Source organism: Herminiimonas sp. GW821-FHT09C12, assembly GCF_059416385.1.
Map to the genome: position 1 here is coordinate 2037782 of NZ_JBWKPC010000001.1, position 25694 is coordinate 2063475.

A 25694-nucleotide genomic window follows, 5' to 3' on the forward strand; every position below is an offset into this window, starting at 1 on the left:
ATGGCAGAAACCTCTACGCACTCCATTCATTCCACCGATGGCGCAATCGCAGAGGTCGCGCTGGATGGCAAGAATTTACGTTTCGGCTATGGTGCCAACAAGACAGTTTTTAACGATGTATCACTCACCGTCAATAAGCGTGAAATCGTTTGTCTGCTGGGCGGTAGCGGTTGTGGCAAGTCGACGCTGTTACGCGTACTTGCAGGTTTGGCCAAGCCGGAAAGCGGCACTGTATTCTTCCTCGGTAAACCGGTGCTGGAACCGCATCCACGTACTGCACTGATCTTCCAGCAAGCCAGTCTTTTGCCTTGGCTGGATGTCGTTGGTAATGCCAGTTTCGGTCTGGACTTTTCACGTCAGCCTGTCATAGATAAAACCACGCGCAATACGCGTATTGCAGAGGCGATCGAAGCAGTTGGCTTGCGTGGGAACGAGCATGTTTTCCCGGCGCAGCTTTCCGGTGGCATGGCGCAACGGGTGGCATTGGCGCGTGCACTGGCACGTGAGCCTGAGCTGTTGTTTGCCGATGAACCTTTTTCTGCACTGGATGCGATTACGCGTTCCGAGATGCAGGCATTGCTGGTCGATCTTGTACATCGTTGGCACACAGCCGTCTTGCTGGTCACGCATGACATTGATGAAGCGATTCTGGTGGCCGATCGGATTCTTTTGATGGGCGATCAGCCCGGCCGCATTGTGCATGAATGGCGCGTGGATATTCCACGTCCACGCGAAAGCTATTCAAACGATGTCGTGCAACTGCGTATGGATATACTTTCTGCTCTGCGACATTTACGTGTTTCTTCCGATTGATTACCCTTAAACGAGACCATCATGGAATATAAAAATACCGAACAAAAAATTCATATTTGCGCCTCCTCCGATTGTGATTGCGGCATGACGCGTCGCGATTTTTTACGTATGTCGGCATTGGCAACAGCGAGCGTGGCTGCGCCATTATTGTTTGCTGGTGATGCGCAAGCGCAGAGTTTCAAGGGGGATGATCAACCGGTCAAGATAGGTTATTTGCCGATTACCGATGCGACGCCATTGCTGGTTGCACATGGTCGTAAATTATTTGAAGAGCAGGGCTTGCGAACTGAAGCGCCACGTCTGTTCCGCAGCTGGGCACAGATCATCGAGGCTTTCGTCTCCGGTCAGGTCAATGTGATTCACTTGCTGTCACCTGCGACCTTGTGGGTGCGTTACGGCTCCAAGTTCCCCGCTAAAGTGGTGGCGTGGAACCATACCAACGGCTCTGCATTGACGGTTGCGAACGACATTAATTCGGTCAGCGATCTGGGTGGACGTACGGTTGCGATTCCATTCTGGTATTCGATCCATAACATCTTGCTGCAAAAAATTCTGCAAGCAAACAAGCTGACAGCAGTGACGCGTGCACGTGGTGATGCGATCAAGTCGAATGAAGTCAATTTGATAGTGATGCCCCCTGCAGAAATGGTTGCTGCTCTTGCGACCAAGTCGATCGCCGGTTTCATCGTTGCCGAACCATTCAACGCTGCGGCAGAAACCAATGGCATCGGCAAGATCATGCGTTTCTCCGGCGATGTATGGAAAAACCATGCATGCTGCGTCACCTTCCTGGCAGAGCGTGATCTGGTCGAGCGTCCTGAGTGGTCGCAGCGCGTTACCAACGCTATCGTCAATGCACAGTTGTGGAGTCGCTCGAATCAGGTTGATACTGCCAAATTATTGGCAGCTACTGGGCCGGGTCGTTACACACCACATTCCTTGCAAGTGCTGACCAAAGTTTTGGTAGCAACCGATTATTCAAACTACGAAAAGAACGGCATCATCGTGCACAAGGATTGGCATCAACGTCGTATCGACTTCCAGCCTTTCCCATTCGCTTCGTACACAGAAGAACTGGTACGTGCAATTGGCACTACCAAGGTCGAAGGTGATACCAAATTCCTCGCGACACTCGATCCGAAATTTGCAGCCAAGGATTTGGTCGATGACCGTTTCGTACGCAAGGCGATTACGGCTGCAGGTGGTCCTGCTGCATTCGGTTTGCCGGCTAATCTGTTACGTACTGAAACCGTGGCCGTATAAAGATGTTGATGCGTGTAATCCTTCCTGTCTCCGGTCTGGCTATCGCCATTTTATTGTGGGGGCTGGGCGTGGCAGCGCTTGACGCACGCACACCGATTGCTGCCGCGTTCTCACCGTTGAATACGGCCTACGCATTCGAGGAATTGATTACAGGCAGAGATATCTGGCTGCACGTCGCTTTGAGTTTGAAACGTGTCGGTGTTGGTTTGTTCATCGCGATTGCCGTTGGCGTGCCGCTGGGTATTTTGGTTGCAACATCAAAAATGTTTGCGCAAGGAACAACGCCTTTATTCCAATTGCTGCGTATGGTATCGCCATTGTCGTGGATGCCGCTGGCGGTGATGGTGCTGGGCGTTGGCGATGCGCCGGTGTATTTTCTATTGGCGTTTGCTGCTGTGTGGCCGGTCTTGCTCAATACTGTTGCAGGTGTGAAGCAGCTTGATCCCAACTGGTTGCTGTTGGCGCGCAGCTTGTCGGCGACGCGTTGGGAAACGGTGTGGCGCGTGATTCTGCCCGGCATTACTGCGCATATTCTGACCGGTGTACGTTTGGCAATCGGCATCATCTGGATCGTATTGGTGCCGGCAGAAATGCTGGGTGTTTCCGCAGGGTTGGGTTACTTTATCCTCGATACGCGCGATCGTCTGGCCTATTCGGAATTGATGGCCGCGATTATTCTGATCGGCATTCTTGGCTACATGCTCGATTACGCAGCACGCACAGCACACGCAAAATGGCTGCATGTAAAGAAGACAGAACACATCAATTAATTCTTTGATAGTTTCTGTATAAGCAACAGCAGAGCAAATTAAAAACCGAATATGGTTACGCGGAATGATTCGTTTGCGGCGCTAACCATGGCAGATAAACTTATTTCATTATCTGCTAAGCCCATGGTTTTTAATGATGTCTGCTCTTCCTGTTACCGACGCTGTCACTGATTTCAATATCCTTCCTTTTGATGCGCCGCTGGGCGCTGAATTGATCGGACTGGATCTTGCGCGCGAGATCGACGACCCTGATTTTTCGCGCATACATCAAGCGCATCTGGATCATCACTTGCTGGTGTTCCGCGATCAGCGCATTACTCCTGCGCAGCAAATTGAATTCAGCCGTCGCTTCGGCGCATTGCAGATTCATGTACTGCATCAATTCCAATTGCCCGGCCATCCGGAGATATTGATCATTTCCAATATCAAGGAAAACGGCGAACCGATTGGCCTCGGCGATGCAGGTCATTTCTGGCATTCCGATTTGTCGTATGTCGATGTGCCTAGCCTGGGTTCCATGCTGCATGCGCAAGAGTTGCCGGCAGAAGGCGGTGATACCTTGTTCGCCAATATGCATTTGGCGTGGGATACCTTGGACGCGCATCTGAAGGACCAAATCATTGGTCTGAAAGCCGAACATAGCTATCTGGCGCAATACGCCGAATTGCAACGTCGTAATCCATGGCGTCCCAATCTCACGGCAGAACAAATCGCAAAAGTAAAACCGGTACTACAACCGGTAGTGCGCACGCATCCAGAAACAGGTCGCAAGGCTCTATTCGTCAGTGAGCATTTCACCACACGCATAGATGGTCTGCCGGAAGATGAAAGCCGTGATCTGCTCAATCAGCTATTCGCACATAGCGTCAAACCTGAACACGTCTATCGCCATCGCTGGCAGCCGCACGATCTGATCTTTTGGGACAACCGTTCGCTGATGCATTTGGCTGCTGGTTGTCCGGAAGATCAACGTCGCAAGTTGTATCGCACCACGATAGAAGGCGATGCGCCGTTCTAAATCTCATTGCTTGTCACTATTTTTATCATTATTAAACATCGCGGAGTTTCCATGCCTCATTTGAATCGTACTTATCATGCTCCACGTCGTCGCTGGTTAGGCGCTACTTTGAGCGTAATCGCTGTAGCAACGGCTTTATTGTCGGCCTTGCCGGCACGCGCTGAAGGAAAAATCAGTATCGCGCAACAATTCGGTATCGGTTACCTGATCCTGGACGTGGTACGCGATCAGCAATTGATCGAGAAGTACGGCAAGCAGCAAGGCATCGATATTCAAGTCGATTGGGCCAGCATCTCCGGTGCGACCGCAATGAATGAAGCCTTGCTGGCTGGTGCGCTCGATGTAGTGTCGGCTGGTGTGCCGCCTATGTTGACGATGTGGGATCGCACGCGCGGCAAGCAAAACGTCAGGGCAGTTGCTGCGCTCGGTTCCTTGCCTAACTACTTGTTGTCGAATAATCCTGCTGTGAAAACACTGAAGGATTTGAGCGACAAGGATCGCATCGCTGTACCTGCGGCTGGTGTTGGTTTCCAATCACGTACTTTACAGATCGAAACGGCACGTCAGTTTGGTAAAGACAACTTCAAGAAATTCGACAATATCTCAGTGAGCTTGCCGCATCCAGATGCGACGGCTGCATTGATCGCTGGCGGTTCCGAGATCAATACGCATTTTTCCAGCGCGCCGTTCTACTACCAGGCATTGGCAGCGAACAGCAATGTGCATAAAGTAATCAGTTCCTACGATATTCTCGGCGGTCCTGCGACCTTCAACGTGCTGTACACCACGCAGAAGTTCCACGACGAAAATCCTAAGACTTACAAGGCTTTCTATAGCGCATTGGTCGAAGCAGCCCGCTTGATCAAGGCTGATAAGCCTAAGGCAGCAGATACCTTCATTCGCATACAGAAATCCAAGCTCTCGCCTGATCTGGTACGAAAAATCGTTGAAGATCCAGAAAACGATTTCACCGTGTCACCACACCGTACCTTCGTCTATGCCGAAGAGTTGCACAAGTTGGGCGTCATCAAAAACAAGGCTGCATCGTGGAAGGATTACTTCTTCGAAGAAGCCTACGCACAGCCAGGTAGCTGATTTATGAATTTCCGTTTCCCATTAGGTGTGGTGCTTGCAGCTTGCGTGGAGGTTTCCAGATGAACAGTACAGTAGCGTTGCGTAACACTTCTGGATTTATTCCTGCGGCTGTACCTGCACGAGAAATCGATAGCGGGAAACGTGATGCAGAAGTGGTAAAGGCGGGTGCACCTTTGCTGCAAGTGGATGATGTCAGTCTGGAATATAGAACACGTGAACGCGTGGTGCGCGCCACGCATCGCGTCAGCTTCGATGTGCATGAGGCTGATCGCTTCGTCTTGCTGGGTCCATCGGGCTGCGGCAAGTCAACCTTGCTCAAGGCCGTAGCCGGCTTTATTCCGCCGGTTGAAGGCGATATTCGCCTTGACGGACGTACGGTGACTGCACCGGGACCGGATCGCATCGTCGTGTTTCAGGAGTTTGATCAGTTATCGCCTTGGAAGAGCGTCAAACAAAACGTCATGTTCCCGCTGCAGGCTTCGCGCACTCTGGGTAAGAAAGAAGCAGAAGAACGCGCCTTGCATTACCTGGACAAGGTAGGTCTGACGAAGTTTGCCGATGTGCACCCGCATCAACTCTCAGGTGGCATGAAGCAGCGTGTTGCGATTGCACGTGCGTTGGCCATGCAACCGCGCGTGCTGTTGATGGATGAGCCGTTCGCAGCGCTGGATGCACTCACGCGCCGCAAGATGCAGGAAGAGTTGCTGCAACTGTGGGATGAAGTGCGTTTCACCTTGCTCTTCGTCACGCATTCGATAGAGGAAGCGCTGATAGTCGGTAATCGTATTGCGCTGTTGTCGCCACATCCTGGCCGTATGCGTGCCGAGATCAATAGCCACGATTTTTCCCTGGCCAGCTCTGGCAGTGAAGAATTTCAGAACACCGCACAGCGCATACACCGCATGCTGTTTGAAGAAGAGCAGGAAGGCAGCGCCGCATCATGAGTAATACATTGAATCCGCCGATTCGTCCTGAGTACGAACTTAGACTGGAAGCTTTTACCGAGCTTCCAGTTGAACGCCAATTGCCGTTTGCAGCACGTCTCTGGACGCAGGGTTGGCTGCGCAAGAGCGTGATTCTTGTCGTGCTGGCTGTACTGTGGGAAGTCGTAGCGCGTTGGCAGGATAACGAGTTACTGCTACCGACCTTTATGGCAACGGCACATGCGCTGGTTGAAGGAATTAGCAGCGGTGAATTGATTGATAAGGTAGGGATATCTCTATCGGTTTTATTGCAGGGATATGCGATCGGCGTGCTGGCCGCTTTCCTGTTGACGACGCTGGCTGTTTCTACACAGCTTGGACGTGATTTGCTGGATACACTGACCTCGATGCTGAATCCGCTGCCTGCGATTGCATTGCTACCGCTGGCCTTGCTATGGTTTGGCATAGGACGCGGTAGTCTGGTCTTTGTACTGGTGCATTCCGTGTTGTGGCCTATGGCACTGAATACGTATGCCGGCTTCCAAGGCGTGCCGGAAACGCTGCGTATGGCCGGTCGCAACTATGGCTTGCGAGGTATCCCTTACGTATTGCAGATATTGGTGCCAGCGGCCTTGCCAGCGATTCTGTCTGGTTTGAAAATCGGCTGGGCATTTGCATGGCGTACCTTGATTGCGGCTGAGCTGGTGTTTGGTGCATCGTCAGGCAAGGGCGGTCTTGGCTGGTATATTTTCCAGAATCGTAATGAGCTGTACACCGACAAGGTGTTTGCCGGATTGGCGACTGTGATTTTGATCGGCTTGCTGGTTGAAAATATCGTGTTCCGTAGTCTGGAAAAAGTGACCGTGCAACGCTGGGGCATGCAGCGTTAGAAAATTTAATTGCATCAAGATGAGCCCGCTTTTTAGCGGGCTTTTTTGTATTTATGTAAGGACGCTGTCTTGTGCGAGTCTTGCGTATGACTGAAGAAATTTTTTCCATCTACACATTAACTATCGTGAATGAGCGATGGCTGATTTTCGTCATATTGATATCGCAAAACATTCGTTTGTTTTTTCGTTGAAATTCGTAAGATGAATCATCTGCTCCAAGACGAGGCATTGCTTGGCAACGGAGAGTTATCTCACATCGAATAAACAAAGGATAGAAAATGGCGACGCATGATCTGGCACTTCTTCCGCGCACACCACGTTACGCAGACAGAAAAATCTTTCGCAGGCGTGCGATCCTTGATATGGGACGAAATCGATACTCTCACGCAAGGACGATAGATATCTCGCCGCATGCCTTGAGCATCATGGTGGAGTCTCCGCTTTCTATCGGCCATACCGGCAGCATCGCTTTCAACATCACTGTCGATCAAAAAACGATGCCACTGGAATTCAAGGGTAAGGTCAGTTATTGCGTGCTGGTTGGTACAGAGGGGTTCAGAGTCGGCTTTGAATTGGCATCACGTGGCGATGCGGGGCACAAGAAGCGCATTGAGCAAATCATGGAGACACTGGCGTTTTAATGTTTGCGCTCTTGTGACTGTGGGTAGCTCCAGCTTGCTACGATACAAAATAGCTATAAGTAGTGGTGCTTGTTTATACTAAGACGTCTCCGTAAGGAACATCTATGAAAGCGTACTGGTAGAAAGCACCGCTGCGATTACCAAATTTTGTATTGGAGAGTTTATGAAATCACATTACGAAACGTATAAAGGCTGGAGTGTTGCTGTCCAGGTATCCGCGCACATGTCGCGCATTGATACCGAGAGAAAAGAGGGCGCATATATTCCACGCATCATCGTGACCGAGCATATCGGTACCGACTTCAAGGACAAGGAAGTCCCTGATGGCCATTCGTATCCAACGCCGGAAGCATGCATTGCACAGGGAATCCTGACAGCACATGAATACATCGACAGGAAGACAGAGAAAATTGCTGCTTAAGTTAGCTTGATGTCGCTAATCGACAGCTTGCGCGAAGAAATATCGGTGATGAAGGCGTGATGTAAAAATCACAAATAATCTGGCGTTGTAAAAACTCCAAAATTATTGTTTGCGGAGCAGAGTAATCACTACAAAGTGAGCGGACAAAACAAAAAGGGTTGCAATTTCTTGCAACCCTTTTTATCTACTGCTTATTCGTGGTAGGCCGTGCGGGATTCGAACCTGCGACCAACGGATTAAAAGTCCGCTGCTCTACCAGCTGAGCTAACGACCCGAAAGAAAGCTATTATAGAGAACCTTTATGGCCTCTGTCAATCACATCGCGACTTTTTATTAATGTTTCTTACTTCAGTCGCGTTGCTCTTTTAATTGCCTTGTTTTTGCAACAAGGCGCTAGTCTAATCGCAATCCCCAGCGTGTAGCAACTGCTTTTAAATAAAAAAATCGCCCGACTGGCGGGCGATAGATGATCTGGTAAAAATATCAGCTGGTGGCTTGATGCATACATGCCGTGGCGCTGATTCTTTGCCTGATTATTTGAAATTGGCTAGACGCTCTTTTGCTGTTTGTGCTGCTGGTGCATTTGGATATTTTGCTACCAGTGATTCCAAAGATTTCTTGGCTGCTGGTCTATCTTTCAATTCCGTTTGGGAACTGGCGATATTCAATAAAGCATCAGCAGCTTTTGGATTGTCAGGATATTTTTTCAACAGTGTTTGCTGTGCTGCGATCGCATTTTTGTAATCGCGTTGCGCATAGTAAGCATTGCCGATCCAGTATTGTGCCGAAGGTGCATACGCAGATTCTGGATAGCGTTGTATGAAATCGGAAAAAGCTGCACCAGATTTTTTGTAGTCACCAGCCTTGAAGAGGGCGAGTGCATTATCGTATGAGCTTTGTTCTGATTGCCCAACCATCGCATCCTTGCCGTCAACGGCAACGACTTGTGGTTCCAGCTTGCGCAGACGATTATCGAGATCGACGTAGAAATCTTTCTGCCGTTGCTGCAGGTTGGAGACTTCATTCGATAAAACTTCGATCTGACCATTCAAACGAGAAATTTCTTGCTTCAATTGCTCGTTCTGATTGGATAGATTGAGCACGGCTGACGATTCAGCTTTGCTTTGCTGGATCGTATCAACTTTGCCGCGCAAGTCCAGGATCGCCTTGCGTGCCTCATCGTCGCCAAACAGCGCGGCATGCGCTGATAGCGACGCACAAGAAAATGCGGCCATCAAGGCCGCAATAAGGGTTTTTTTAATCATTGGCTACTAGATTAATAAACGATATCTGCACGGCGGTTTTCTGCCCATGCTGCTTCATCGTTACCCAGTGCTTTTGGTTTTTCTTTACCCAGCGACACTGCTTCCATTTGCGATTCAGGCACGCCTAACAGGGACAGGGATTTACGCACAGCTTCTGCACGTTTCTGACCGAGAGCCAAGTTGTATTCAGCGCCGCCACGATCATCGGTGTTACCTTGGATGATGATTTTGCGACCTTGATTGCTCTTCAGGTATTTAGCGTGATTTTCTACGACTTGCTGGAATTCAGGCTTGACGATGTAGCTGTCGAAATCAAAGTACACACTGCGCTTAGCCAACACGCCTTGCGGATCGTTTAATGGATCGCTGGATGCATTGACGGTACCAACCGAACGTGGATCAGCCATGCTTGAACCGGCACGGTCTTCAACCGGTGCTTTGTCGTTCAATTTGGTTGATGAGCAGGCAGCCATCAGCAAAGCACTGGATAAGATAAAAACGGATGTTAAGGTACGCATGTTATTTCCCCTGATTATGTAAGCGTGCAGATGTTAAAAAAAATAAATATGGAGCGCATTATTTCATAAACGGACCCCATGTGGGCTCACGTATATCGCCTGCTTGGGTGGTCAGACGCTGTTTTACCTGACCATCAACCGAAACGACGGCTAAAGTGCCACGACGACCGGATTCGGTTGCGTACATCAAATATTTGCCATTCGGCGAAAAACTCGGTGATTCGTCTTTGACGGTGTCCGAGAGGCGTTGTTCCTGACCATTGGTCAAATCGAGCAGAAATAGCTGAAATTTCCCTTCGCGACGCGAAATATAGGCCAAAAATTTGCCATCTGGGGAGATTCGCGGGCTGATGTTGTAGTTTCCGCTGAAGGTGACACGTTTGGCATCGCCACCATTTGCGCCCATTTTGTAGATTTGCGGGCCGCCGCTACGATCGCTGGTGAAGTAAATGCTTTGACCGTCTGCAGAGAACTGTGGCTCGGTGTCGATGCCGTTGGAATTGCTCAGGCGGCGTGGGCTGGTGCCATCCGCATTGACGGCATAAACCTGGGTCAAGCCATCGCGTGACAGCGCCACGGCCAGCTTGCTGCCGTCAGGTGCCCAAGATGGTGCAGAATTGCTGCCCTTGAAGTTGGCGGCAACGGTGCGCTGGCGGGTGACGAGGTTTTGGATATAGACGACAGGTTTTTTGTTTTCAAACGAAACGTAAGCGACCTTGGTGCCGTCTGGCGACCAGGAAGGCGAGATGATAGGTTCGTTCGAGCGCAATGCGACTTGCGTACCTTCTCCATCAGAATCGGCAATCTCCAGGCGGAATTCTTTGCCGGCTTTGGTGACGTAGGCTATGCGTGTGGCAAAGGCACCGCGTATGCCGGTCAGCTTTTCATAGATATCGTCGGCGATCTTGTGACCAGATACGCGGATGAACTGCGGTTGTGCTGCCAGGGCCAGCGACGATAATTGCGCGGCTTTGACGGTATCGAACAAACGATATCTGACTTCAAAGCGGCCATCCGCCAGGCGCGACACGCTGCCAACGACGAGTGCATCTGCACCGCGCGATTTCCAATCGGCAAGGTTGACCTGGGAGTTTTCCGTCAGGACGGAGCCGGTATCGATAATTTTAAAGACACCGCTGCGGTTCAAATCGGCCTTGATGATGGCGCTGACTTGCTGTGGCGCAACCGATTCATCGCCGAAGGTGGCAATCGCAATTGGTATCTGGTTAGCGCCGACACCGGCGATTTCTACCCGCAATTGTGCGTGCGCGAGACTGGTAACGAACACGGCGAGGATCGCGAATGAGCGTAAAAAAGAAGTCTTAGTCATCATGGGTCACTGATCTTTCGGTTTGTGAATGACGGTCAAGCGACTAGGGACGCTGCCGGATTGATCGGGTGGAAATGGTTGCGAACGTTCGATCGCACGTTTAACTGCTTCATCGAAAACGGGTAAACCAGAGGATTTGCGCAGATGTAATCCACGTAGCGATCCGTCGGGCAGCAGTTCGACCTCGTATTCGACCTGAGGATTCCCATTTAAGTCTGGCGGTACGTTAAATACTGTATTTGAGCGGATTTTCGCACGGATTTTATCGGCATACGCGCCATCTGCACGACCGCTGCTTTGTGATTTGGCCGCTTGGCCGGAACCACCGCTGCCGACTGCGCCGGTCAGGCGGCGCATTTCGTCAGCACGTATCTTGTCGCGTAATGCGGCATCGCGCTGATCCTGCAGACGTTTTTTGTCGGCATCCGCTTTTTTCTGCTGCTCGGCTTTCTTGTCGGCTGCCTGCTTGTCGAGTTTTTCCTGTTTGTCTTGTTCAGCTTTTTGTTTCAGCTTCTTCTCTTTTTCTTCTTCAGCCAGCTTGTCTTTACGCTCTTGTTCTTTGCGTTTCTTTTCTTTTTCCAGCGCGATATCGACTTTAGGCGGCTCAGGTTTGATTGGCTCTGCCTTTGGTGTTTCCTTAACGATAGGCTTGGGTTCAGGTTTCGGCTGAGGCGTTGGTTCCGGTTCTGGCGGCAGTGGTGCGGCTTCTTTCGCCTGCATATCCCATATCTCTGCTTTTACGGCGACCGGCGTTTCGCTTTGCCAATCGATACCGATCCAGAAAAACACCAGTAATGCGACGTGCACTGCCGCCGCGAGCATGATGGCACGCCAGCGACCAGGTTCCTTCGGGACGGTATACGGTGAGTGATCAGTCATAAAACAATGTTCACTTGGTCGCCAGACCTACGCGGCTGATACCAAGTTTTTTGGCTTCCGAGATGGCTTGTATCACCTCGTCATATTTAATGTTTTTGTCGGCTGCAATCATGACGGCAATATCAGGATTGTCGGCATACAGCGCTTGCAATTTTTTGCCCAACTCGCCACGACCGATAGTTTCGGTCGGCGCTGCCGCACCCTTTTTACCCTTTACGGAGACGGTAGCCGAAGCATCAGCTTTCAGTTCTATGCTGATGTATTCGGTTGGCGGCTGCGTCGATTTGGCCGCGTTCGGCAACTGGATCTCGTTGGGATTGACCATAGGTGCGGTCACCATAAAGATCACCAGCAGCACCATCATGACGTCGATATATGGGACGACGTTGATCTCTGACTTGAATTTTCTACTGCGTCCGCCGCGCATGCTTCCGGATGAGAATGACATTGCTACCGTCCTTAACGCGTCTGACGTTGCAGAATATTCGAGAATTCCTCAACGAAGCTTTCAAAGCGCATCGCCAGTCTGTCGATATCGTGCGAATAGCGGTTGTAGGCAACCACAGCTGGAATTGCCGCGAACAAGCCAATCGCAGTAGCAATCAGCGCCTCTGCAATCCCTGGTGCGACGGCAGCCAGCGTTGCTTGCTGCACGTTCGCCAGACCGCGGAAGGAATTCATGATGCCCCATACGGTGCCGAACAAGCCGACATACGGTGAGACTGAACCGACCGAGGCGAGAAAGGCGAGGTGTGATTCCAAGCCATCCATTTCACGCTGATAGGCAGCGCGCATGGCGCGACGTGCGCCATCCAGGCGCACGCTGGATGGGTCTTGGGAGGAGCGGGATTTGTTGAATTCGCTCATGCCGGCTTCGAAAATGCGTTCCAGCGCGCCAGTCGAGCGGTTACCTTTGCGACGATTGGAAGTGGCATCTTGATACAGAGCGTTCAAATCGCCGCCGGACCAGAAGGCGCGTTCGAATTCCTCAGTCTGCATGCGTGCATTTTTGATCGCAAACATCTTGCGGAAGATGTAGGTCCAGCTCATGACGGATACGCCGACTAAAAGTGCCATGACGAGCTGCACAAGAACCGAAGCGTTGGTGATCAGATGGATAAAGGAGAGGTCTTGAGTGACGGTCATGGAAGTGTGGTCTAGTCGAATTTGGTCAATTGTATGCGCAACTTGCTTGAGGCGGTGCGATTTGGCGAGGCATTTGCCTCATGTACTCACACTCAGGTATTCACAATCTACTGCCTTGTTTTTTCTACTACCGATATTGGTGCGTGAGAAGAAGGTGGAACGGATGCATTCCACTGACCATCGCGCTTACTTTGCTTCGATATTTTTAATGCTGCTCAACACTTCTTGCGGGATTTCGCTCGGTCTGAAGCGCTGCGTATCGACGCAGCCCACCTTGATACGCCCGGTGGCGAGCAACTCTTCGCTATCGCCATTGATGCGCCATGCTTGCTGTACGAACTGTACCGAAGCGCGCCCCATTCTTTCGACTACGACGGTCAACTTCAGTTCATTATCCAGTTTGGCTGGTGCGTGGTAGTCGACTGCGGTGCTTTTGACGACGAACATGACGCCGTGCGTTTCGGTCATGATTTGTTGGTTGATGCCGGCACTGCGCAGCCATTCGGTGCGCGCGCGTTCAAAGAATTTCAGATAATTCGCATAGAAGACGACACCACCGGCATCGGTATCTTCGTAGTAGACGCGGACGGTCCACGTAAAATTTGACTGCATCTTGGACATTTACCTTGAGTCGGCAGCGCTGCAGCGTTGCCCTGATTTACTGCGGATGAATGCGCAATTATCGATGATATTGATTCGGCATGACAAGGTTGTTACCTGAACTTACAGTTCTGACCACCGTTGGCAGCCAGAACTGCCTGTTTCTTATGTGTTGCGCTTGATGAATAAAGGTCCAAAACCTTGGCATGTCGGCATCAATTCGATGTGATTGATATTGACGTGTGCGGGCAGGGTGGCGATCCAGTAGGCGGTTTCTGCAATGTCGGCTGGGCTGAGTGGCACGGTGCCTTCGTAGACCTTGGCAGCGGCCGCATCGTCCTTCAGACGTACATTCGAGAACTCGGTGCCGCCAGCCAGGCCCGGAGCGATATTCGATGCGCGTACACCGGTACCAACCAGATCGGCACGCAGGTTGCGGGTGAATTGATCGACAAAAGCCTTGGTCGCACCATATACATTCGCGCCGGGGTAGGCGTAAGCGCCCGCGCTGGAGCTGATGTTGATGATGGTGCCGCGATTGCGTTTGAGCATTTCCGGCAACAGCAGGCGGGTGACCGTGACCAAGCCTTTGCAGTTGGTCTCTATCATGGTTTCCCACTGTTCCAGCGAGGCAGATTGTGCCGGTGCAACTCCCAGTGCGAGGCCTGCGTTATTGATCAAGACGTCGATTTCTTGCCATTCCCGAGGCAAGCTTGCCAGTGCGGCGGTGATCGAGTTCTTGTCAGTGACATCCATTTGTACTGTCAGTACAGACGAGCCGATTTCGGCTGCAAGCGCATCCAGCCTATCCTGGCGGCGGCCGGTAGCAATCACTTTGTGACCATGTTGCGCAAATTTTCGTGCCATTTCAGCGCCGAAGCCTGAACTTGCACCTGTGATCAAGACGATCATAGGATTTCCTTTATGGAAAGAGTGAGTGCGTAAGCAGTGATGTTGGGGCAATGCAGTCGGTGCGATCTTCCGCAGTCCAACTTGTTGAAAAGCACATGCGGGCGTCGTGATTCCTTGCCCGCATGTCGCTTTAATCTTATTTCATACTTACTTGGCGGCTTGTGCGCGCTTGATCAGGAATGTGGTCAGCAAAGGTACCGGACGGCCAGTCGAGCCTTTGGCTGCACCGCTTTTCCATGCTGTACCAGCGATATCTAGATGCGCCCAGGTGTATTTCTTCGTATAACGTTCAAGGAAGCAAGCGGCGGTGACTGCGCCACCAGCTGGACCACCGATATTGGCCATGTCGGCAAAATTCGATTTCAACTGTTCCTGATAGCTGTCTTCGATAGGCATGCGCCATGCGGTATCACCAGCTACTTTGCCGGCGCTGAGCAATTCGTTCGCCAATGCGTCATGCGCATCGTCGTTACGAGTGAACAAGCCGGAATTGTGATGGCCGAGTGCAGTAATGCAAGCGCCGGTGAGCGTTGCGACGTCGACGACGGCTGCCGGTTTGAAGCGTTCCACATAAGTGAGTGCATCGCACAGAACCAGGCGACCTTCAGCATCGGTATTCAAGACTTCAATCGTCTGGCCCGACATCGAGGTGACGATATCGCCAGGCTTGGTAGCGCTGCCGGATGGCATGTTTTCGCAGGTAGGGATAACGACGATGACGTTGAGCTTCAGTTTCAGCTCTGCAATCGCGCGCATGGTGCCGAGTACGGAGGCGGCACCGCCCATGTCGTATTTCATTTCATCCATGGCTGCGCCCGGTTTGAGCGAGATGCCGCCGGAATCGAAGGTGATACCTTTGCCGACCAAGACGGTAGGCGCATCCTTGGCTTTGCCGCCGAAATGCTTGAGTACGATGAATTTAGGTGGTTCGACGCTGCCATTGGTAACGGACAGGAAGCTGCCCATTTTCAATGCCTGCAATTGCTTGCGATCCAGCACTTCTACTTGCAGCTTGAATTCTTTTGCCATCTTCTTGGCGGTGTTGGCCAGATAGGTTGGCGTGCAGACATTGGCCGGGAAATTGCCGAGATCCTTGGTCAAGTCGATGCCGTTGGCGACGGCGACGGCTTGCGTGACGGCTTCCTTGGCGCTATTCGTTGCGGCTGCATTGACAGCAAATGCCACTTTTTTCACGCCGCTAGCTGCAGGTTCTTTTTTGCTTTTCAGGCCATCGAAACGATAAGCGGCTTCGCGGGCATTCAAAATAGTGGTGCGGATGGCCCAAGCGGTATCACGGGCGGCAACGGCATCAAACGGCAGGGCGACGACGGCTTCAGCCGCACCTAAGGATGAAAAGGCACGTACGACGGCTTGCGAGGCGGAACTGAAATCTTTTTCACTGACAGCTGCTTCCTTGCCCAAACCAACCAGCAGGACGCGTTCGGCTGCGGAGCCGTTGATGCCGCGCAACAGCAAGGTGGAGCCGGCTTTACCGGTAATATCGCCAGACTTGAGCGCGGCGCTGATTTCGCCTTTGCGATCCAGCGCTTGTGCTGCAGATGACAGTTTTTTGTCTTCGAATACGGCGACTGCGATGCAGCCCGTCTTGATACCGGCGATAGTGCTTTTTGCGTCTAACGGTTTTATGCTAAAGTCCATGCGTTACTCTCCTTGTCGATTCACGATTATAGCCTCCCAATGATTTTTCAGCGCGCGCTCCGACGCGATTTGCTAAGTACCGCTGGCGCCGTCTTTACTACCCTTTTTACTATTACGGTCACTGTGATGTTGATCCGTATATTAGGGCAGGCTGCGGGCGGCAAAATTGCGTCCGCTGATGTGGTCGCCATGCTTGGCTTTGCAGCACTTAATTACCTTCCCATTTTGTTGAATCTGACCGGCTTCGTATCAGTGCTGCTGGTGGTGACGCGTAGCTATCAAGATTCCGAAATGGTGGTCTGGTTTGCTTCCGGCTTGAGTTTGTCGCGTTGGATTACGCCGGTCTTGATGTTTGCCTTGCCGATTATTGTGATGACAGCCTTGCTGAGCTTCTTCCTCACACCGTGGTCGAATCAGCAAAGTGCGGTGTACAAGGAGCGCTACGCCAACCGCGAAGATATCGCCAAGGTCTCTCCAGGGAAATTTCAGGAATCGTCTTCTTCGGACCGCGTCTTTTTCGTTGAAGGTGTTTCCGGTGATACGACCAAGGTCAAAAACATATTTGTCAGTACTGTACGCAATGGTAAAACCAGCGTAGTGGTGGCGCAGGAAGGTACTGTTGAAATCGATCCTGCCGGCGATAAATTCCTGGTGATGCATCAGGGACGTCGTTATGACGGTATCCCGACGCAACCGGATTTCAAATTGATGGAATTTGATCGCTACGGCGTACTGGTGGCAGCGCAATCAAAAGCCATAGTTGGCGATACTTCTGCACGTGCCTTGAGTACGCTGGACCTTTTGAAAGATAGAAATAACTTCAATGATGCTGAATTGCTGTGGCGTTTTTCTTTGCCATTGATGGGCATACTGTTGATGTTGCTGGCGATTCCGCTGGGCTTCGTCAATCCGCGTGGTGGTCGTTCGGCCAATCTATTGATCGCGCTCTTCCTGTTTGTTTTCTATAGCAATATGCTCAGCTTTGCGCAATCGACGGTAGTACAAAATCGCTCTACGCTGATGCTGGCATGGTGGCCGGTACATCTGGTTGCACTGATCATTATTACCGTCTTCTTTTTATGGCGACTCAAAGTGAATAGTCGCTACCATCCGCTGGTGATGTGGTCCTTGATCAAGCGCACCTGCCTTGGGAAAAGGATGGCCGCATGAAGATCCTGCAAAAATATTTCGCGACTGAAATCGGACGCTCAGTTGTATTCGTACTGATTGCCTTCCTTGCCTTGTTCGCCTTCTTCGATATGGTGGGCGAATTGAAGGCGGTCGGGCATGGCGGCTACAAGATACAAAACGCATTCCTGTTTGTGCTGATGGGCATGCCTGCGTATATCTATGAATTGATGCCGATTGCGGCTTTGATCGGCACGATCTGGGCGCTGTCTCAATTCGCCGCACGTTCCGAGTTCACCATCATGCGTGCATCCAGTATGTCGACTGGCATGGTCGGCATGATATTGCTCAAGATTGGCGTCGTGTTTGCCATCATTACCTTTGTATTCGGTGAATTTGTCGTGCCGGTCACATCGACGATGGCTGAGCGCGTGAAGTTAAGCAGCTTGGGTGGATCGCTGTCGCAGGAATTCCGTTCCGGTTTGTGGACCAAGGATGTGATCAAGGCAAATGGACAGGATGGCGAAGCAATTGGTTCGCGGTTCTTGAACGTGAGAGAAGTGAAGCCGGATGGCCAACTGCTTAATTTGAAGATCTATGAATTCAATCGCAACTTCCATTTGACCGCACTGATTACCGCAGCCAAGGCAAATTACGCTGGCGGCAATACCTGGAATTTGCAGGATGGGACGGAAGCTGATTTTGGTGACGTCAAGTTGAGCGGCATAGTGAACGCGTCGGATATGACAGCTGCAATTTCTACCAAAAAGTTTGCCAACAAACTGTTGGTATCTGAAATGACGCCGGAGATTTTGTCCGTCGGTTTCTCAGATCCGGAAGAAATGTCGGCCTACGATCTGATTAATTACACGCAATATCTATCGGAAAACAAACGCGAAACCGCGCGTTACGAAATCGCCTTCTGGAAGAAAGTGGTATATCCATTTGCTGTGTTTGTGATGATGGCGCTGGCATTGCCGTTTGCTTACCTGCACTTCCGTTCAGGTGGCGTCAGTCTGAAAATCTTTACCGGCATCATGATAGGCGTTAGTTTTCAGTTGATTAATAGCCTGTTTTCTCACCTAGGTTTGCTGAATACCTGGCCGCCACTCATTACGGCAATTCTGCCGAGTATGTTGTTCTTGGTAGCGGCAATTGCTGCATTGCTATGGGTAGAAAGACACTGACGATGGGCAAGCGCGCTTTGGTCTTGTTTGCACATGGTGCGCGCGACCCACGTTGGGCAGAACCGTTTCAACGCTTGCAGGCACTGGTGCAAACACAGTCGCCAGATTTGACGGTAGCGTTGGCCTTCCTTGAATTGATGTCTCCACGTTTACCGGAACTGGCTGCGGAATTGATTGCTGCAGGTTCTACTGATGTGACCGTGGTGCCGGTGTTTCTCGGGCAGGGCGGTCATGTGATGCGCGACTTGCCTGTGATCGTGGATGAGTTGGAGCTCAGCTATCCGGGCGTCTCTTTCAAGATTGCCGGTGCGGTAGGAGAAGATGCTGAGGTATTGAATGCAATGGCCAAGTATTGCCTGAGTACTCTAGGCTAGAGTCGGCCGATTTCTATCGAATAGCAACGGACACGAAGACTGTGTTTAAACAGTTTTTGGTATGACGCGTGTTGCAAGTGCTGCGCCTATCATTACCAGCACTGGTCCTTGTGTATCTTGCAAACCTTGTTCCAGCTCGCGCAAAGTGATGCGCAAAATCCTCTGATTTTCCAAACTGCAGTTTTCCACGACGACCACTGGCAAGTCCGGTGAGCGACCTTGTTCCAATAATTTTTGTGCAGTAACGATGGCTTCACGACCACCCATGTATTGGATCAGTGTGTCGCAGTCGGGCAGTGTTAATTGGTCAGGCTGATTAGGTGCGGTCGCTGATGTGAAGAAGGCAATGCTGCGCGCGATGCCACGCTTGGTCAGCGGTTGCAGAGTCGCGGCGGCTGCGGCAAATGCGGTGGTAATGCCGGGGACGACTTCGACGGCTATACCGTGTTCTTCCAAAGCATGCAGTTCTTCATCTGCGCGCCCGAATAGCATGGGATCGCCACCTTTCAGGCGCACGATCAATTTGTATTTGGCGGCGCAATCAACAAGCAGTTGATTGATGGCGAGTTGTGCAGTGGAGCGCTGGCCGCTGCGTTTGCCGACAGAAATTTTCTCTGCCTGCGGGCACAGCTCCAGCATCTCGGGTGTGACTAATGCGTCATGCAGCACGACATCAGCTTGCGCCAGAATGCGCGCACCGCGTACGGTGATCAGATCGACGGCACCGGGGCCGGCACCGATTAGATAGACTTTCCCGTACGCTTTTTTCTCTTGCGTCATGCTGCGTGTAATACCTTTTATGCCAGACGAATCATGCCAGCTGCCACGGTTTGATGCGTGACTTCATCGATCAAAATGAAGGAACCGGTGGAACGGATTTCGTCGTAAGCGTCCGCTGCCAATGGCTGTGCCACATTCAGAGTGACGCTGGCGATGCCGTTGAGTTTGACTTCATCGGCAGGACGTTTTTCTTGTGTGTTGATGTCGAGCAGCGTATCGATTTTGGTAATACGTGCAGCCACCTGACGTGTCGTGTGCTTGAGCCAGTATTTACGACGTACATCCAGTGGTTCTTCCGACAACCAGCACAGGTCTGCATTCACAGTCTTCAGCAATTCAGCTGGACGGCTTGCGGCCGACAGCATATCGCCGCGCGAAATGTCGACGTATTCTTCCAGTAGCAAGGTAATCGATTGACCAACTACCGCTTGTTCCAAGGAGCCATCCAGAGTCTGGATATCTTTGACGGTTGCGGTTTGGCCGCTAGGTTGAATAACCAGCCTGTCGCCTTTGCTGACTTTGCCAGCTTCGATACGACCCATGTAACCACGGAAGTCATCGGCTTCGTGACCGTTGTGGCGTGCTACCAGTTGCACTGGGAAACGGAATGGTTCGTCATGCGATTCATCGTAGACGCTGAGCGATTCCAGCAATTCGATCAAGGTTGGACCTTGGTACCAATCCAGTTTTTCGCCGCGTGTGACGACGTTGTCGCCTGCGAGAGCTGACAATGGAATTGGACGGATATCTTTCAGGCCCAATGTTTGTGCGAATTCCGAGTACGCAGCAACGATACGGTCATAGACGGTTTGATCGTAGTTGACCAAATCCATCTTGTTGACGGCAACAATCACGTGCTCGATTTGTAGCAAGTGCGCAATGGTCGAGTGACGCTTGGTTTGAATCAGCAATTCCACGCTGCCATCGTCGCCGAGTTTGACCTTGGAGACGTCGATCAGAATGATGACGGCATCTGCAGTCGACGCACCGGTCACCATATTGCGAGTGTATTGCTCATGGCCTGGTGTGTCGGCGATGATGAACTTGCGCTTAGGTGTGGCGAAGTAACGATAGGCGACGTCAATCGTGATGCCTTGTTCGCGTTCTGCTTCCAAACCATCTGTCAGCAAGGACAGATCGATGGTGTCACCGACTGTGCGTTTATGCTTGGCGCGCGACATTGCATCCAGTTGATCGGCAAAGATACCTTTGCTGTCGAACAGCAGGCGACCGATCAATGTGCTCTTGCCGTCATCGACGGAACCGGCGGTAATAAAGCGCAGCAAGCCGCGTTCAGCCGCTGCTGTGCCGGTATTCTTTAATGACAATTGTTCTGCTACTGCGCTCATCAGAAATATCCTTCTTTTTTACGTTTTTCCATCGATGCTTCGGACGTTTGATCGTCCATGCGGGTTGCGCCGCGCTCGGTGATTTGTGTGATGGCAGTTTCAGCAATGATCGCGTCGACTGTTTCTGCATCCGACGATACCGGGCAGGTACAGGAGATGTCGCCGACGGTGCGGAAACGCACTGTTTGCGTTTCAACTGTTTCGCCGTCTTTCGCTGGCGTCAACGGTGTCAGCGGCACCAGCAAGCCGTTGCGTGGAATCACTTGGCGCTGATGCGCAAAGTAAATCGATGGCAGTTCCAGTTTTTCGCGGGCGATATATTGCCAGACGTCGAGTTCGGTCCAATTCGAGATAGGGAATACACGCATGTTTTCGCCCGGATGGACGCGCGTGTTGTACAAGTCCCAGAGTTCAGGGCGCTGTGCTTTTGGATTCCATTGGCCGAATTCATCGCGGAAGGAAAAGATGCGTTCCTTGGCGCGCGCTTTTTCTTCATCGCGGCGGGCGCCACCGATGCAGGCGTCGAACTTGTATTCAGCGATGGTTTCCAGCAAGGTCACTGCTTGTGCTGCATTGCGCGAATCGGTCAAAGGATTGCGCAGGCGTACGGTGCCGCGCTTGATCGAATCTTCCACTGAGCCAACGATCAGACGTTCGCCGAGTTCGGCAGCGCGCTTGTCGCGGAAAGCGATGACTTCATCGAAGTTGTGGCCGGTATCGATGTGCACCAACGGGAAAGGGAATTTACCAGGACGGAAAGCTTTTTCCGCCAGACGCAACATCACGACCGAGTCCTTGCCGCCGGAAAACAGCAGTGCAGGGTTGGCGCATTCAGCCGCCACTTCACGCATGATGTGGATGGCTTCCGATTCCAGCCAGTCCAGATGCTTGTTGCTGGCGCTATCGAGAAATAATTTATCAACTACTGTGTTCATAGGATCTCAGGCGTTAGTTGCTACGGGTTTGATTCTGATTAGCTTGCCGTCGACGACGTGCAAGCCGCATTCCTTGGATTCCGGGTTTTCCCACCACCAGCGTCCGGCGCGTACATCTTCGCCCGGCTGGATCGCACGGGTGCAAGGTTCGCAACCGATGGATGGAAAGCCTTTGTCGTGCAGAGGGTTGTACGGCACGTTATTGCTACGGATGTAGTGCCATACATCTTCTTCCGACCAATCCGCGAGCGGATTGAACTTGATCATGTCGTGGGCTTCATCCTGCTCCTGCACATCGAGTGCGGCGCGGGTAGTCGATTGCGCCCGGCGCTGACCGGTGACCCATGCATGCTTGCCGGCCAGTGCACGATTCAGAGGTTCAACCTTGCGAATGCGGCAGCATTCCTTGCGCATGTCGACGCTTTCGTAGAAAGCGTTCAAACCATTTTGCTTGACGTAGGCATCGACTGCTTCCGGTTGCGGACGATACAGTTCGACGTCGTAATCGTAGGTTTCCTTGATGCGGTCCAGTACGCTCAGCGTTTCTGCGTGCAGACGGCCAGTTTCCAGCGTAAAAATACCGATGGACAGCTTGTCGCGCAGGATCATGTCGGTCAACACCATATCTTCCGCCGCGAGGCTGGAAGCGAATACTGCAGGTGCGAACTGATCCGCTACGCGCTGCAGTGTTTCTTTGGTGGCCGCTACCAGCGCGGCGAAGTCTGCTTCATTCATTTTGGCGCCACTGCCTGACGGTCAACACGACGGAACAACGGAGTCTTTTTGTCCCACGATTGTTGATAGCTTTCGGAGAAGTCGCTCAAGCCTTTCAACGCATCGTTCACATCGCGATCAGCACGTACGGCAAATGAGTTGAAGCCGACGCGCTGCATATAGAACAACTGATCGCGTAACACATCGCCAACTGCACGCAGTTCGCCGGTGTAGTCGAAACGCATGCGCAGGTTGTAAGCGATCGAGTAACCGCGACCATCACCGAATTTAGGGAAGTCGACGGCGATCATTTGCAGCGTTGCTGTATCGTCTTTCAATGCTTCCGGACGTTCGTCGCTGGCGAGCCAGACGCCGACGTCGCTGCGTGCTTTCAGAGTGACAGCTTGCGCTTGCCATACGGTCAGCGGCACGATGACTTTGCCGGCCGGGACCGCAACGGTTTCAGCGGTTTCGCCTTCTGCCAATCGCAACAAGGTCCAATCGTCTTCACCGACTACGGCTTTATCTTTGATGATGTTAAGCATATGCATCTTCTCCTGCGGCGTGCGCAACCTTGATAGGCGTTGCGTACACATGTTCCTTGAATGGCGTAACGCCGATACGACGTGTGGTATCGATGAAGCGCTCATCTTCGATACGGTCACGTACATACACTTCGAGCAAGCGTTCAATCACGGTCGGCATTTGATGTGCCGAGAACGATGGGCCGATGATCTTGCCGATCGAGCTGATATTGCCTTGCGCGCCGCCGATCGAAACCTGATACCACTCCGAACCATCTTTATCGACACCGAGAATGCCGATGTTGCCGACGTGATGGTGACCGCAGGCATTGATACAGCCGGAGATATTCAATTCGATATCGCCGATGTCATGCTGAAAGTCCAGATTGTCGAAACGCTCTGCAATCGCTTCCGCAATCGGAATTGATTTGGCATTCGCCAGTGAGCAGAAGTCGCCGCCTGGGCAGCAGATCATGTCAGTCAACAAACCGATATTCGGCGTTGCCAATCCCTGCGCTTTGGCTTCTTGCCAGACTGTGTACAGATCGGACAATTTGACGTCGGACAGCACGACGTTTTGTTCGTGCGTGACGCGCAGTTCGCCGAAGCTGTAGCGATCAGCCAGATCAGCCATGAAGTCCAGTTGTTCGGCAGTAGCATCGCCTGGAGGCACGCCGGTTTTCTTGACGGACAAAACCACGGCTGCATAGCCTGGGACTTTGTGTGCCTTGACGTTGCGTGTCAGCCAGTTTTTGAATGCCTTGTCTTCCGCTTTTTTCGCTTCGAAATCTGCGTTGTCTGCAGATAACGTTTCGTACGCTGGCGCAGTGAAAAATGCAGCGACGCGATTCAATTCTTCTTCAGTCACGGTTCCCGGACCATCTTTGATGTCTTGCCATTCGATTTCGACCTGACGGCGATATTCTTCGATGCCAATCGCTTTGACCAGAATCTTGATACGCGCTTTGTAGATGTTGTCGCGACGACCGTATTGGTTATAGACGCGCAGGATCGCTTCCAGATAAGTCATCACGTGTTGCCACGGCAGGAATGCGCAGATCTCGCTGCCGAGAATAGGCGTACGACCCATGCCGCCGCCAACCATCACGCGGAAACCGATTTCGCCTTGTTCGTTCTTGATCACGTGCAGGCCAATGTCATGCACCGCAGTCGCAGCGCGATCTTCTTTTGCGCCACTGATGGCGATCTTGAATTTGCGTGGCAGGTAAGCGAATTCCGGATGGAAGGTGCTCCATTCGCGGATGATTTCTGCGTATGGACGCGGATCGACGATTTCGTCGGCGGCAACGCCAGCCAATTCGTCCGACGTCGTGTTACGGATGCAGTTGCCGGAAGTCTGGATCGCGTGCATTTCGACCGAAGCGAGTTCAGTCAGGATGTCCGGTGTTTCCTCCAGATTGATCCAGTTGAACTGGATATTCTGGCGCGTCGTGAAGTGACCATAGCCGCGGTCGTACTTGCGGGCGATATGGCCGAACATGCGCATCTGTGCCGACGACAGCAGGCCGTAAGGCACGGCGATGCGCAGCATGTAGGCATGACGCTGCATGTACAGGCCGTTTTGCAGGCGCAGGATACGGAATTCATCCTCTGCCAGCTCGTCGGAGAGGCGACGACGGACTTGATCGCGGTATTGCGCGATGCGTTCTTTGACGATTTGATGGTCGTATTGATCGTAGCGATACATCTCAATTCCTTAGTAAACTAACTTAAAGGCAACGGTCGTCAGCGTGGTAGCCAACAGAACGCGCAATACTTTTTCCGGTATGGCTCGCGATGCCAGTGATCCCAATGTGATGCCAGGCACGGAGCCGAGCAACAACATGGCTAGCAATTCCCAATGGATCGATCCGAGCCACCAGTGGCCGAGCGCCGCAATCGCGGTCAAAGGCACTGCGTAGGCTATGTCGGTACCGGCAATTTCAGCCGGTGTCAGGCGTGGATAGAGCAGAACCAGTATGGTGGCGCCGATTGCACCGGCACCAATAGATGAGATTGTAACCAATGTGCCAAGAATTGCACCCGAAACTATGGTCGCTGTGACCAGTTTTTTACCGTGGAATTGACGGTTAGGATGGGCGCTCATCCAGTTTTGCAGGCGTGTGCGGAAAATCAGGGCAATCACGGTCAGCATCACCGAGCCGGCGATCGAATAACGGATAACCTGGCCGATTTCCTTGTCCAGGCCGCCCAGATACTTCAATACGAGTGTCGTCAGCACGGCTGCAGGCAAGGCGCCTATGCACAGTTGCTTGACGATATTCCAGTGCACATTGCCTTTGTAACGATGGGCAAAGGTGCCTGCGATCTTGGTGGTAGAAGCGAAGGCGAGGTCCGTGCCGACCGCTACCGTTGGCGAGACGCCGAACAGCAGGGTAAGCAAAGGTGTCATCAGGGAGCCACCGCCGACACCGGTCAAACCGACCAGTAATCCGACAGCAAAACCTGAAACAATATAAGTAACGGACATAAGACCTCGCGCAAAGTAGGGCGAATAGTAATAAACTTGAGCCTTATTCCAAACTACTTACTAATTATT

Annotated in this window: 28 protein-coding genes and 1 tRNA gene; 12 read left to right on the forward strand and 17 right to left on the reverse strand. The window is 51.9% G+C overall.

All coding sequences use genetic code 11. From position 1 onward, the window contains the following. The 9 genes from AC07N2_RS09585 to AC07N2_RS09625 all read left to right on the forward strand — a co-directional run bounded on the left by AC07N2_RS09585 (position 1) and on the right by AC07N2_RS09625 (position 7834). On the forward strand, positions 1-813 hold the full coding sequence (locus tag AC07N2_RS09585; RefSeq protein WP_494778023.1) for an ABC transporter ATP-binding protein: 813 nt from the start codon (positions 1-3) through the stop codon (positions 811-813). A gap of 21 nt (positions 814-834) precedes the next feature. Beyond that, positions 835-2076 (forward strand): ABC transporter substrate-binding protein, encoded by a 1242-nt coding sequence (locus tag AC07N2_RS09590; RefSeq protein ID WP_494778024.1) that lies wholly within the window; start codon positions 835-837, stop codon positions 2074-2076. A 2-nt stretch (positions 2077-2078) separates the two neighbouring features. Beyond that, a complete protein-coding gene (locus AC07N2_RS09595; RefSeq protein ID WP_494778025.1) occupies positions 2079-2846 on the forward strand; it encodes an ABC transporter permease in 768 nt (255 codons plus the stop codon). Positions 2847-2982: 136 nt separating this feature from the next. Beyond that, positions 2983-3864: a TauD/TfdA dioxygenase family protein gene (locus tag AC07N2_RS09600; protein ID WP_494778140.1), complete on the forward strand. Its 882-nt coding sequence runs from the start codon at positions 2983-2985 to the stop codon at positions 3862-3864. A 51-nt stretch (positions 3865-3915) separates the two neighbouring features. Further along, the gene (locus tag AC07N2_RS09605; protein ID WP_494778026.1) at positions 3916-4959 is read left to right on the forward strand and encodes an ABC transporter substrate-binding protein; all 1044 of its coding nucleotides are present in this window, start codon (positions 3916-3918) and stop codon (positions 4957-4959) included. 59 nt (positions 4960-5018) lie between these two features. Next, positions 5019-5903, forward strand: coding sequence for an ABC transporter ATP-binding protein (locus AC07N2_RS09610; protein WP_494778027.1), 885 nt, complete (start codon positions 5019-5021; stop codon positions 5901-5903). Continuing rightward, positions 5900-6772: an ABC transporter permease gene (locus AC07N2_RS09615; protein WP_494778028.1), complete on the forward strand. Its 873-nt coding sequence runs from the start codon at positions 5900-5902 to the stop codon at positions 6770-6772. The genes AC07N2_RS09610 and AC07N2_RS09615 overlap by 4 nt, the downstream gene beginning before the upstream one ends. Positions 6773-7050: 278 nt before the next feature. Beyond that, positions 7051-7413, forward strand: a complete 363-nt coding sequence (locus AC07N2_RS09620) for a PilZ domain-containing protein (RefSeq protein ID WP_494778029.1) — start codon at positions 7051-7053, stop codon at positions 7411-7413. Positions 7414-7576: 163 nt separating this feature from the next. After that, positions 7577-7834 (forward strand): hypothetical protein, encoded by a 258-nt coding sequence (locus tag AC07N2_RS09625; RefSeq protein WP_494778030.1) that lies wholly within the window; start codon positions 7577-7579, stop codon positions 7832-7834. A 198-nt stretch (positions 7835-8032) separates the two neighbouring features. Here the strand turns inward: AC07N2_RS09625 and AC07N2_RS09630 are convergent. The 10 genes from AC07N2_RS09630 to AC07N2_RS09675 form a co-directional block, all read right to left on the reverse strand. Continuing rightward, a tRNA-Lys gene (locus tag AC07N2_RS09630) sits at positions 8033-8108 on the reverse strand. 259 nt (positions 8109-8367) lie between these two features. Beyond that, positions 8368-9099 carry a tol-pal system protein YbgF gene (gene ybgF / locus AC07N2_RS09635; protein ID WP_494778031.1) on the reverse strand — a complete coding sequence of 244 codons (732 nt, stop codon included), beginning with the start codon at positions 9097-9099 and terminating at the stop codon, positions 8368-8370. Between the two features lie 11 nt (positions 9100-9110). Beyond that, positions 9111-9617, reverse strand: a complete 507-nt coding sequence (gene pal, locus AC07N2_RS09640) for a peptidoglycan-associated lipoprotein Pal (protein ID WP_076593733.1) — start codon at positions 9615-9617, stop codon at positions 9111-9113. A gap of 58 nt (positions 9618-9675) precedes the next feature. Beyond that, positions 9676-10947, reverse strand: a complete 1272-nt coding sequence (gene tolB / locus AC07N2_RS09645; protein ID WP_494778141.1) for a Tol-Pal system beta propeller repeat protein TolB — start codon at positions 10945-10947, stop codon at positions 9676-9678. Positions 10948-10953: 6 nt separating this feature from the next. Continuing rightward, complete coding sequence (gene tolA, locus AC07N2_RS09650; RefSeq protein ID WP_494778032.1) at positions 10954-11826, reverse strand: cell envelope integrity protein TolA; 873 nt, start codon at positions 11824-11826, stop codon at positions 10954-10956. Between the two features lie 10 nt (positions 11827-11836). Then, positions 11837-12274: an ExbD/TolR family protein gene (locus AC07N2_RS09655; protein WP_494778033.1), complete on the reverse strand. Its 438-nt coding sequence runs from the start codon at positions 12272-12274 to the stop codon at positions 11837-11839. 11 nt (positions 12275-12285) lie between these two features. Continuing rightward, positions 12286-12972 (reverse strand): protein TolQ, encoded by a 687-nt coding sequence (gene tolQ / locus AC07N2_RS09660; RefSeq protein ID WP_494778034.1) that lies wholly within the window; start codon positions 12970-12972, stop codon positions 12286-12288. Positions 12973-13158: 186 nt separating this feature from the next. Next, entirely contained in the window at positions 13159-13584 is a 426-nt protein-coding gene (gene ybgC / locus AC07N2_RS09665; RefSeq protein WP_494778035.1) for a tol-pal system-associated acyl-CoA thioesterase, read from the reverse strand. 153 nt (positions 13585-13737) lie between these two features. After that, positions 13738-14484, reverse strand: coding sequence for an SDR family NAD(P)-dependent oxidoreductase (locus AC07N2_RS09670; RefSeq protein ID WP_494778036.1), 747 nt, complete (start codon positions 14482-14484; stop codon positions 13738-13740). A 147-nt stretch (positions 14485-14631) separates the two neighbouring features. Continuing rightward, a complete protein-coding gene (locus AC07N2_RS09675) occupies positions 14632-16143 on the reverse strand; it encodes a leucyl aminopeptidase (protein WP_494778037.1) in 1512 nt (503 codons plus the stop codon). Positions 16144-16182: 39 nt separating this feature from the next. Between AC07N2_RS09675 and lptF the strand changes: the two genes are divergently transcribed. From lptF to AC07N2_RS09690, 3 genes are read left to right on the forward strand one after another with little or no spacing between them, the layout of a single operon-like run. After that, a complete protein-coding gene (gene lptF / locus AC07N2_RS09680; protein WP_494778038.1) occupies positions 16183-17313 on the forward strand; it encodes an LPS export ABC transporter permease LptF in 1131 nt (376 codons plus the stop codon). Next, on the forward strand, positions 17310-18458 hold the full coding sequence (lptG, locus tag AC07N2_RS09685; RefSeq protein ID WP_494778039.1) for an LPS export ABC transporter permease LptG: 1149 nt from the start codon (positions 17310-17312) through the stop codon (positions 18456-18458). Before lptF ends, lptG begins: the two co-directional genes overlap by 4 nt. Before the next feature lie 2 nt (positions 18459-18460). Beyond that, positions 18461-18832: a sirohydrochlorin chelatase gene (locus tag AC07N2_RS09690; protein ID WP_494778142.1), complete on the forward strand. Its 372-nt coding sequence runs from the start codon at positions 18461-18463 to the stop codon at positions 18830-18832. A 45-nt stretch (positions 18833-18877) separates the two neighbouring features. Here AC07N2_RS09690 and cobA read toward each other — a convergent pair whose 3' ends face one another. The 7 genes from cobA to AC07N2_RS09725 are packed head-to-tail and all read right to left on the reverse strand — an operon-like array spanning position 18878 to position 25625. Further along, entirely contained in the window at positions 18878-19612 is a 735-nt protein-coding gene (gene cobA / locus AC07N2_RS09695; RefSeq protein WP_494778040.1) for a uroporphyrinogen-III C-methyltransferase, read from the reverse strand. Positions 19613-19629: 17 nt separating this feature from the next. After that, a complete protein-coding gene (locus tag AC07N2_RS09700) occupies positions 19630-20961 on the reverse strand; it encodes a sulfate adenylyltransferase subunit 1 (protein ID WP_494778041.1) in 1332 nt (443 codons plus the stop codon). Next, positions 20961-21896, reverse strand: coding sequence for a sulfate adenylyltransferase subunit CysD (gene cysD, locus AC07N2_RS09705; RefSeq protein WP_076593744.1), 936 nt, complete (start codon positions 21894-21896; stop codon positions 20961-20963). Before cysD ends, AC07N2_RS09700 begins: the two co-directional genes overlap by 1 nt. A 6-nt stretch (positions 21897-21902) precedes the next feature. Next, positions 21903-22631, reverse strand: a complete 729-nt coding sequence (locus AC07N2_RS09710; RefSeq protein WP_494778042.1) for a phosphoadenylyl-sulfate reductase — start codon at positions 22629-22631, stop codon at positions 21903-21905. Then, positions 22628-23155 (reverse strand): DUF934 domain-containing protein, encoded by a 528-nt coding sequence (locus AC07N2_RS09715; RefSeq protein ID WP_494778143.1) that lies wholly within the window; start codon positions 23153-23155, stop codon positions 22628-22630. The genes AC07N2_RS09710 and AC07N2_RS09715 overlap by 4 nt, the downstream gene beginning before the upstream one ends. Then, on the reverse strand, positions 23148-24842 hold the full coding sequence (locus AC07N2_RS09720) for a nitrite/sulfite reductase (RefSeq protein ID WP_494778043.1): 1695 nt from the start codon (positions 24840-24842) through the stop codon (positions 23148-23150). Before AC07N2_RS09720 ends, AC07N2_RS09715 begins: the two co-directional genes overlap by 8 nt. Before the next feature lie 9 nt (positions 24843-24851). Further along, positions 24852-25625, reverse strand: coding sequence for a sulfite exporter TauE/SafE family protein (locus tag AC07N2_RS09725; protein ID WP_012080304.1), 774 nt, complete (start codon positions 25623-25625; stop codon positions 24852-24854). Between the last annotated feature and the right edge of the window lie 69 nt (positions 25626-25694).

Coding starts and splice junctions, on each gene's coding strand:
- AC07N2_RS09725 (WP_012080304.1), bottom strand. CDS start 25,625: ATGTCCGTTACTTATATTGTTTCAGGTTTTGCTGTCGGATTACTGGTC.
- pal (WP_076593733.1), bottom strand. CDS start 9,617: ATGCGTACCTTAACATCCGTTTTTATCTTATCCAGTGCTTTGCTGATG.
- AC07N2_RS09710 (WP_494778042.1), bottom strand. CDS start 22,631: ATGAATGAAGCAGACTTCGCCGCGCTGGTAGCGGCCACCAAAGAAACA.
- AC07N2_RS09715 (WP_494778143.1), bottom strand. CDS start 23,155: ATGCTTAACATCATCAAAGATAAAGCCGTAGTCGGTGAAGACGATTGG.
- lptF (WP_494778038.1), top strand. CDS start 16,183: ATGATTTTTCAGCGCGCGCTCCGACGCGATTTGCTAAGTACCGCTGGC.
- AC07N2_RS09615 (WP_494778028.1), top strand. CDS start 5,900: ATGAGTAATACATTGAATCCGCCGATTCGTCCTGAGTACGAACTTAGA.
- AC07N2_RS09605 (WP_494778026.1), top strand. CDS start 3,916: ATGCCTCATTTGAATCGTACTTATCATGCTCCACGTCGTCGCTGGTTA.
- AC07N2_RS09655 (WP_494778033.1), bottom strand. CDS start 12,274: ATGTCATTCTCATCCGGAAGCATGCGCGGCGGACGCAGTAGAAAATTC.
- AC07N2_RS09690 (WP_494778142.1), top strand. CDS start 18,461: ATGGGCAAGCGCGCTTTGGTCTTGTTTGCACATGGTGCGCGCGACCCA.
- lptG (WP_494778039.1), top strand. CDS start 17,310: ATGAAGATCCTGCAAAAATATTTCGCGACTGAAATCGGACGCTCAGTT.
- ybgC (WP_494778035.1), bottom strand. CDS start 13,584: ATGCAGTCAAATTTTACGTGGACCGTCCGCGTCTACTACGAAGATACC.
- AC07N2_RS09600 (WP_494778140.1), top strand. CDS start 2,983: ATGTCTGCTCTTCCTGTTACCGACGCTGTCACTGATTTCAATATCCTT.
- AC07N2_RS09720 (WP_494778043.1), bottom strand. CDS start 24,842: ATGTATCGCTACGATCAATACGACCATCAAATCGTCAAAGAACGCATC.
- tolB (WP_494778141.1), bottom strand. CDS start 10,947: ATGACTAAGACTTCTTTTTTACGCTCATTCGCGATCCTCGCCGTGTTC.
- AC07N2_RS09590 (WP_494778024.1), top strand. CDS start 835: ATGGAATATAAAAATACCGAACAAAAAATTCATATTTGCGCCTCCTCC.
- AC07N2_RS09625 (WP_494778030.1), top strand. CDS start 7,577: ATGAAATCACATTACGAAACGTATAAAGGCTGGAGTGTTGCTGTCCAG.
- ybgF (WP_494778031.1), bottom strand. CDS start 9,099: ATGATTAAAAAAACCCTTATTGCGGCCTTGATGGCCGCATTTTCTTGT.
- tolQ (WP_494778034.1), bottom strand. CDS start 12,972: ATGACCGTCACTCAAGACCTCTCCTTTATCCATCTGATCACCAACGCT.
- cobA (WP_494778040.1), bottom strand. CDS start 19,612: ATGACGCAAGAGAAAAAAGCGTACGGGAAAGTCTATCTAATCGGTGCC.
- tolA (WP_494778032.1), bottom strand. CDS start 11,826: ATGACTGATCACTCACCGTATACCGTCCCGAAGGAACCTGGTCGCTGG.
- AC07N2_RS09610 (WP_494778027.1), top strand. CDS start 5,019: ATGAACAGTACAGTAGCGTTGCGTAACACTTCTGGATTTATTCCTGCG.
- cysD (WP_076593744.1), bottom strand. CDS start 21,896: ATGAACACAGTAGTTGATAAATTATTTCTCGATAGCGCCAGCAACAAG.
- AC07N2_RS09675 (WP_494778037.1), bottom strand. CDS start 16,143: ATGGACTTTAGCATAAAACCGTTAGACGCAAAAAGCACTATCGCCGGT.
- AC07N2_RS09670 (WP_494778036.1), bottom strand. CDS start 14,484: ATGATCGTCTTGATCACAGGTGCAAGTTCAGGCTTCGGCGCTGAAATG.
- AC07N2_RS09620 (WP_494778029.1), top strand. CDS start 7,051: ATGGCGACGCATGATCTGGCACTTCTTCCGCGCACACCACGTTACGCA.
- AC07N2_RS09700 (WP_494778041.1), bottom strand. CDS start 20,961: ATGAGCGCAGTAGCAGAACAATTGTCATTAAAGAATACCGGCACAGCA.
- AC07N2_RS09585 (WP_494778023.1), top strand. CDS start 1: ATGGCAGAAACCTCTACGCACTCCATTCATTCCACCGATGGCGCAATC.
- AC07N2_RS09595 (WP_494778025.1), top strand. CDS start 2,079: ATGTTGATGCGTGTAATCCTTCCTGTCTCCGGTCTGGCTATCGCCATT.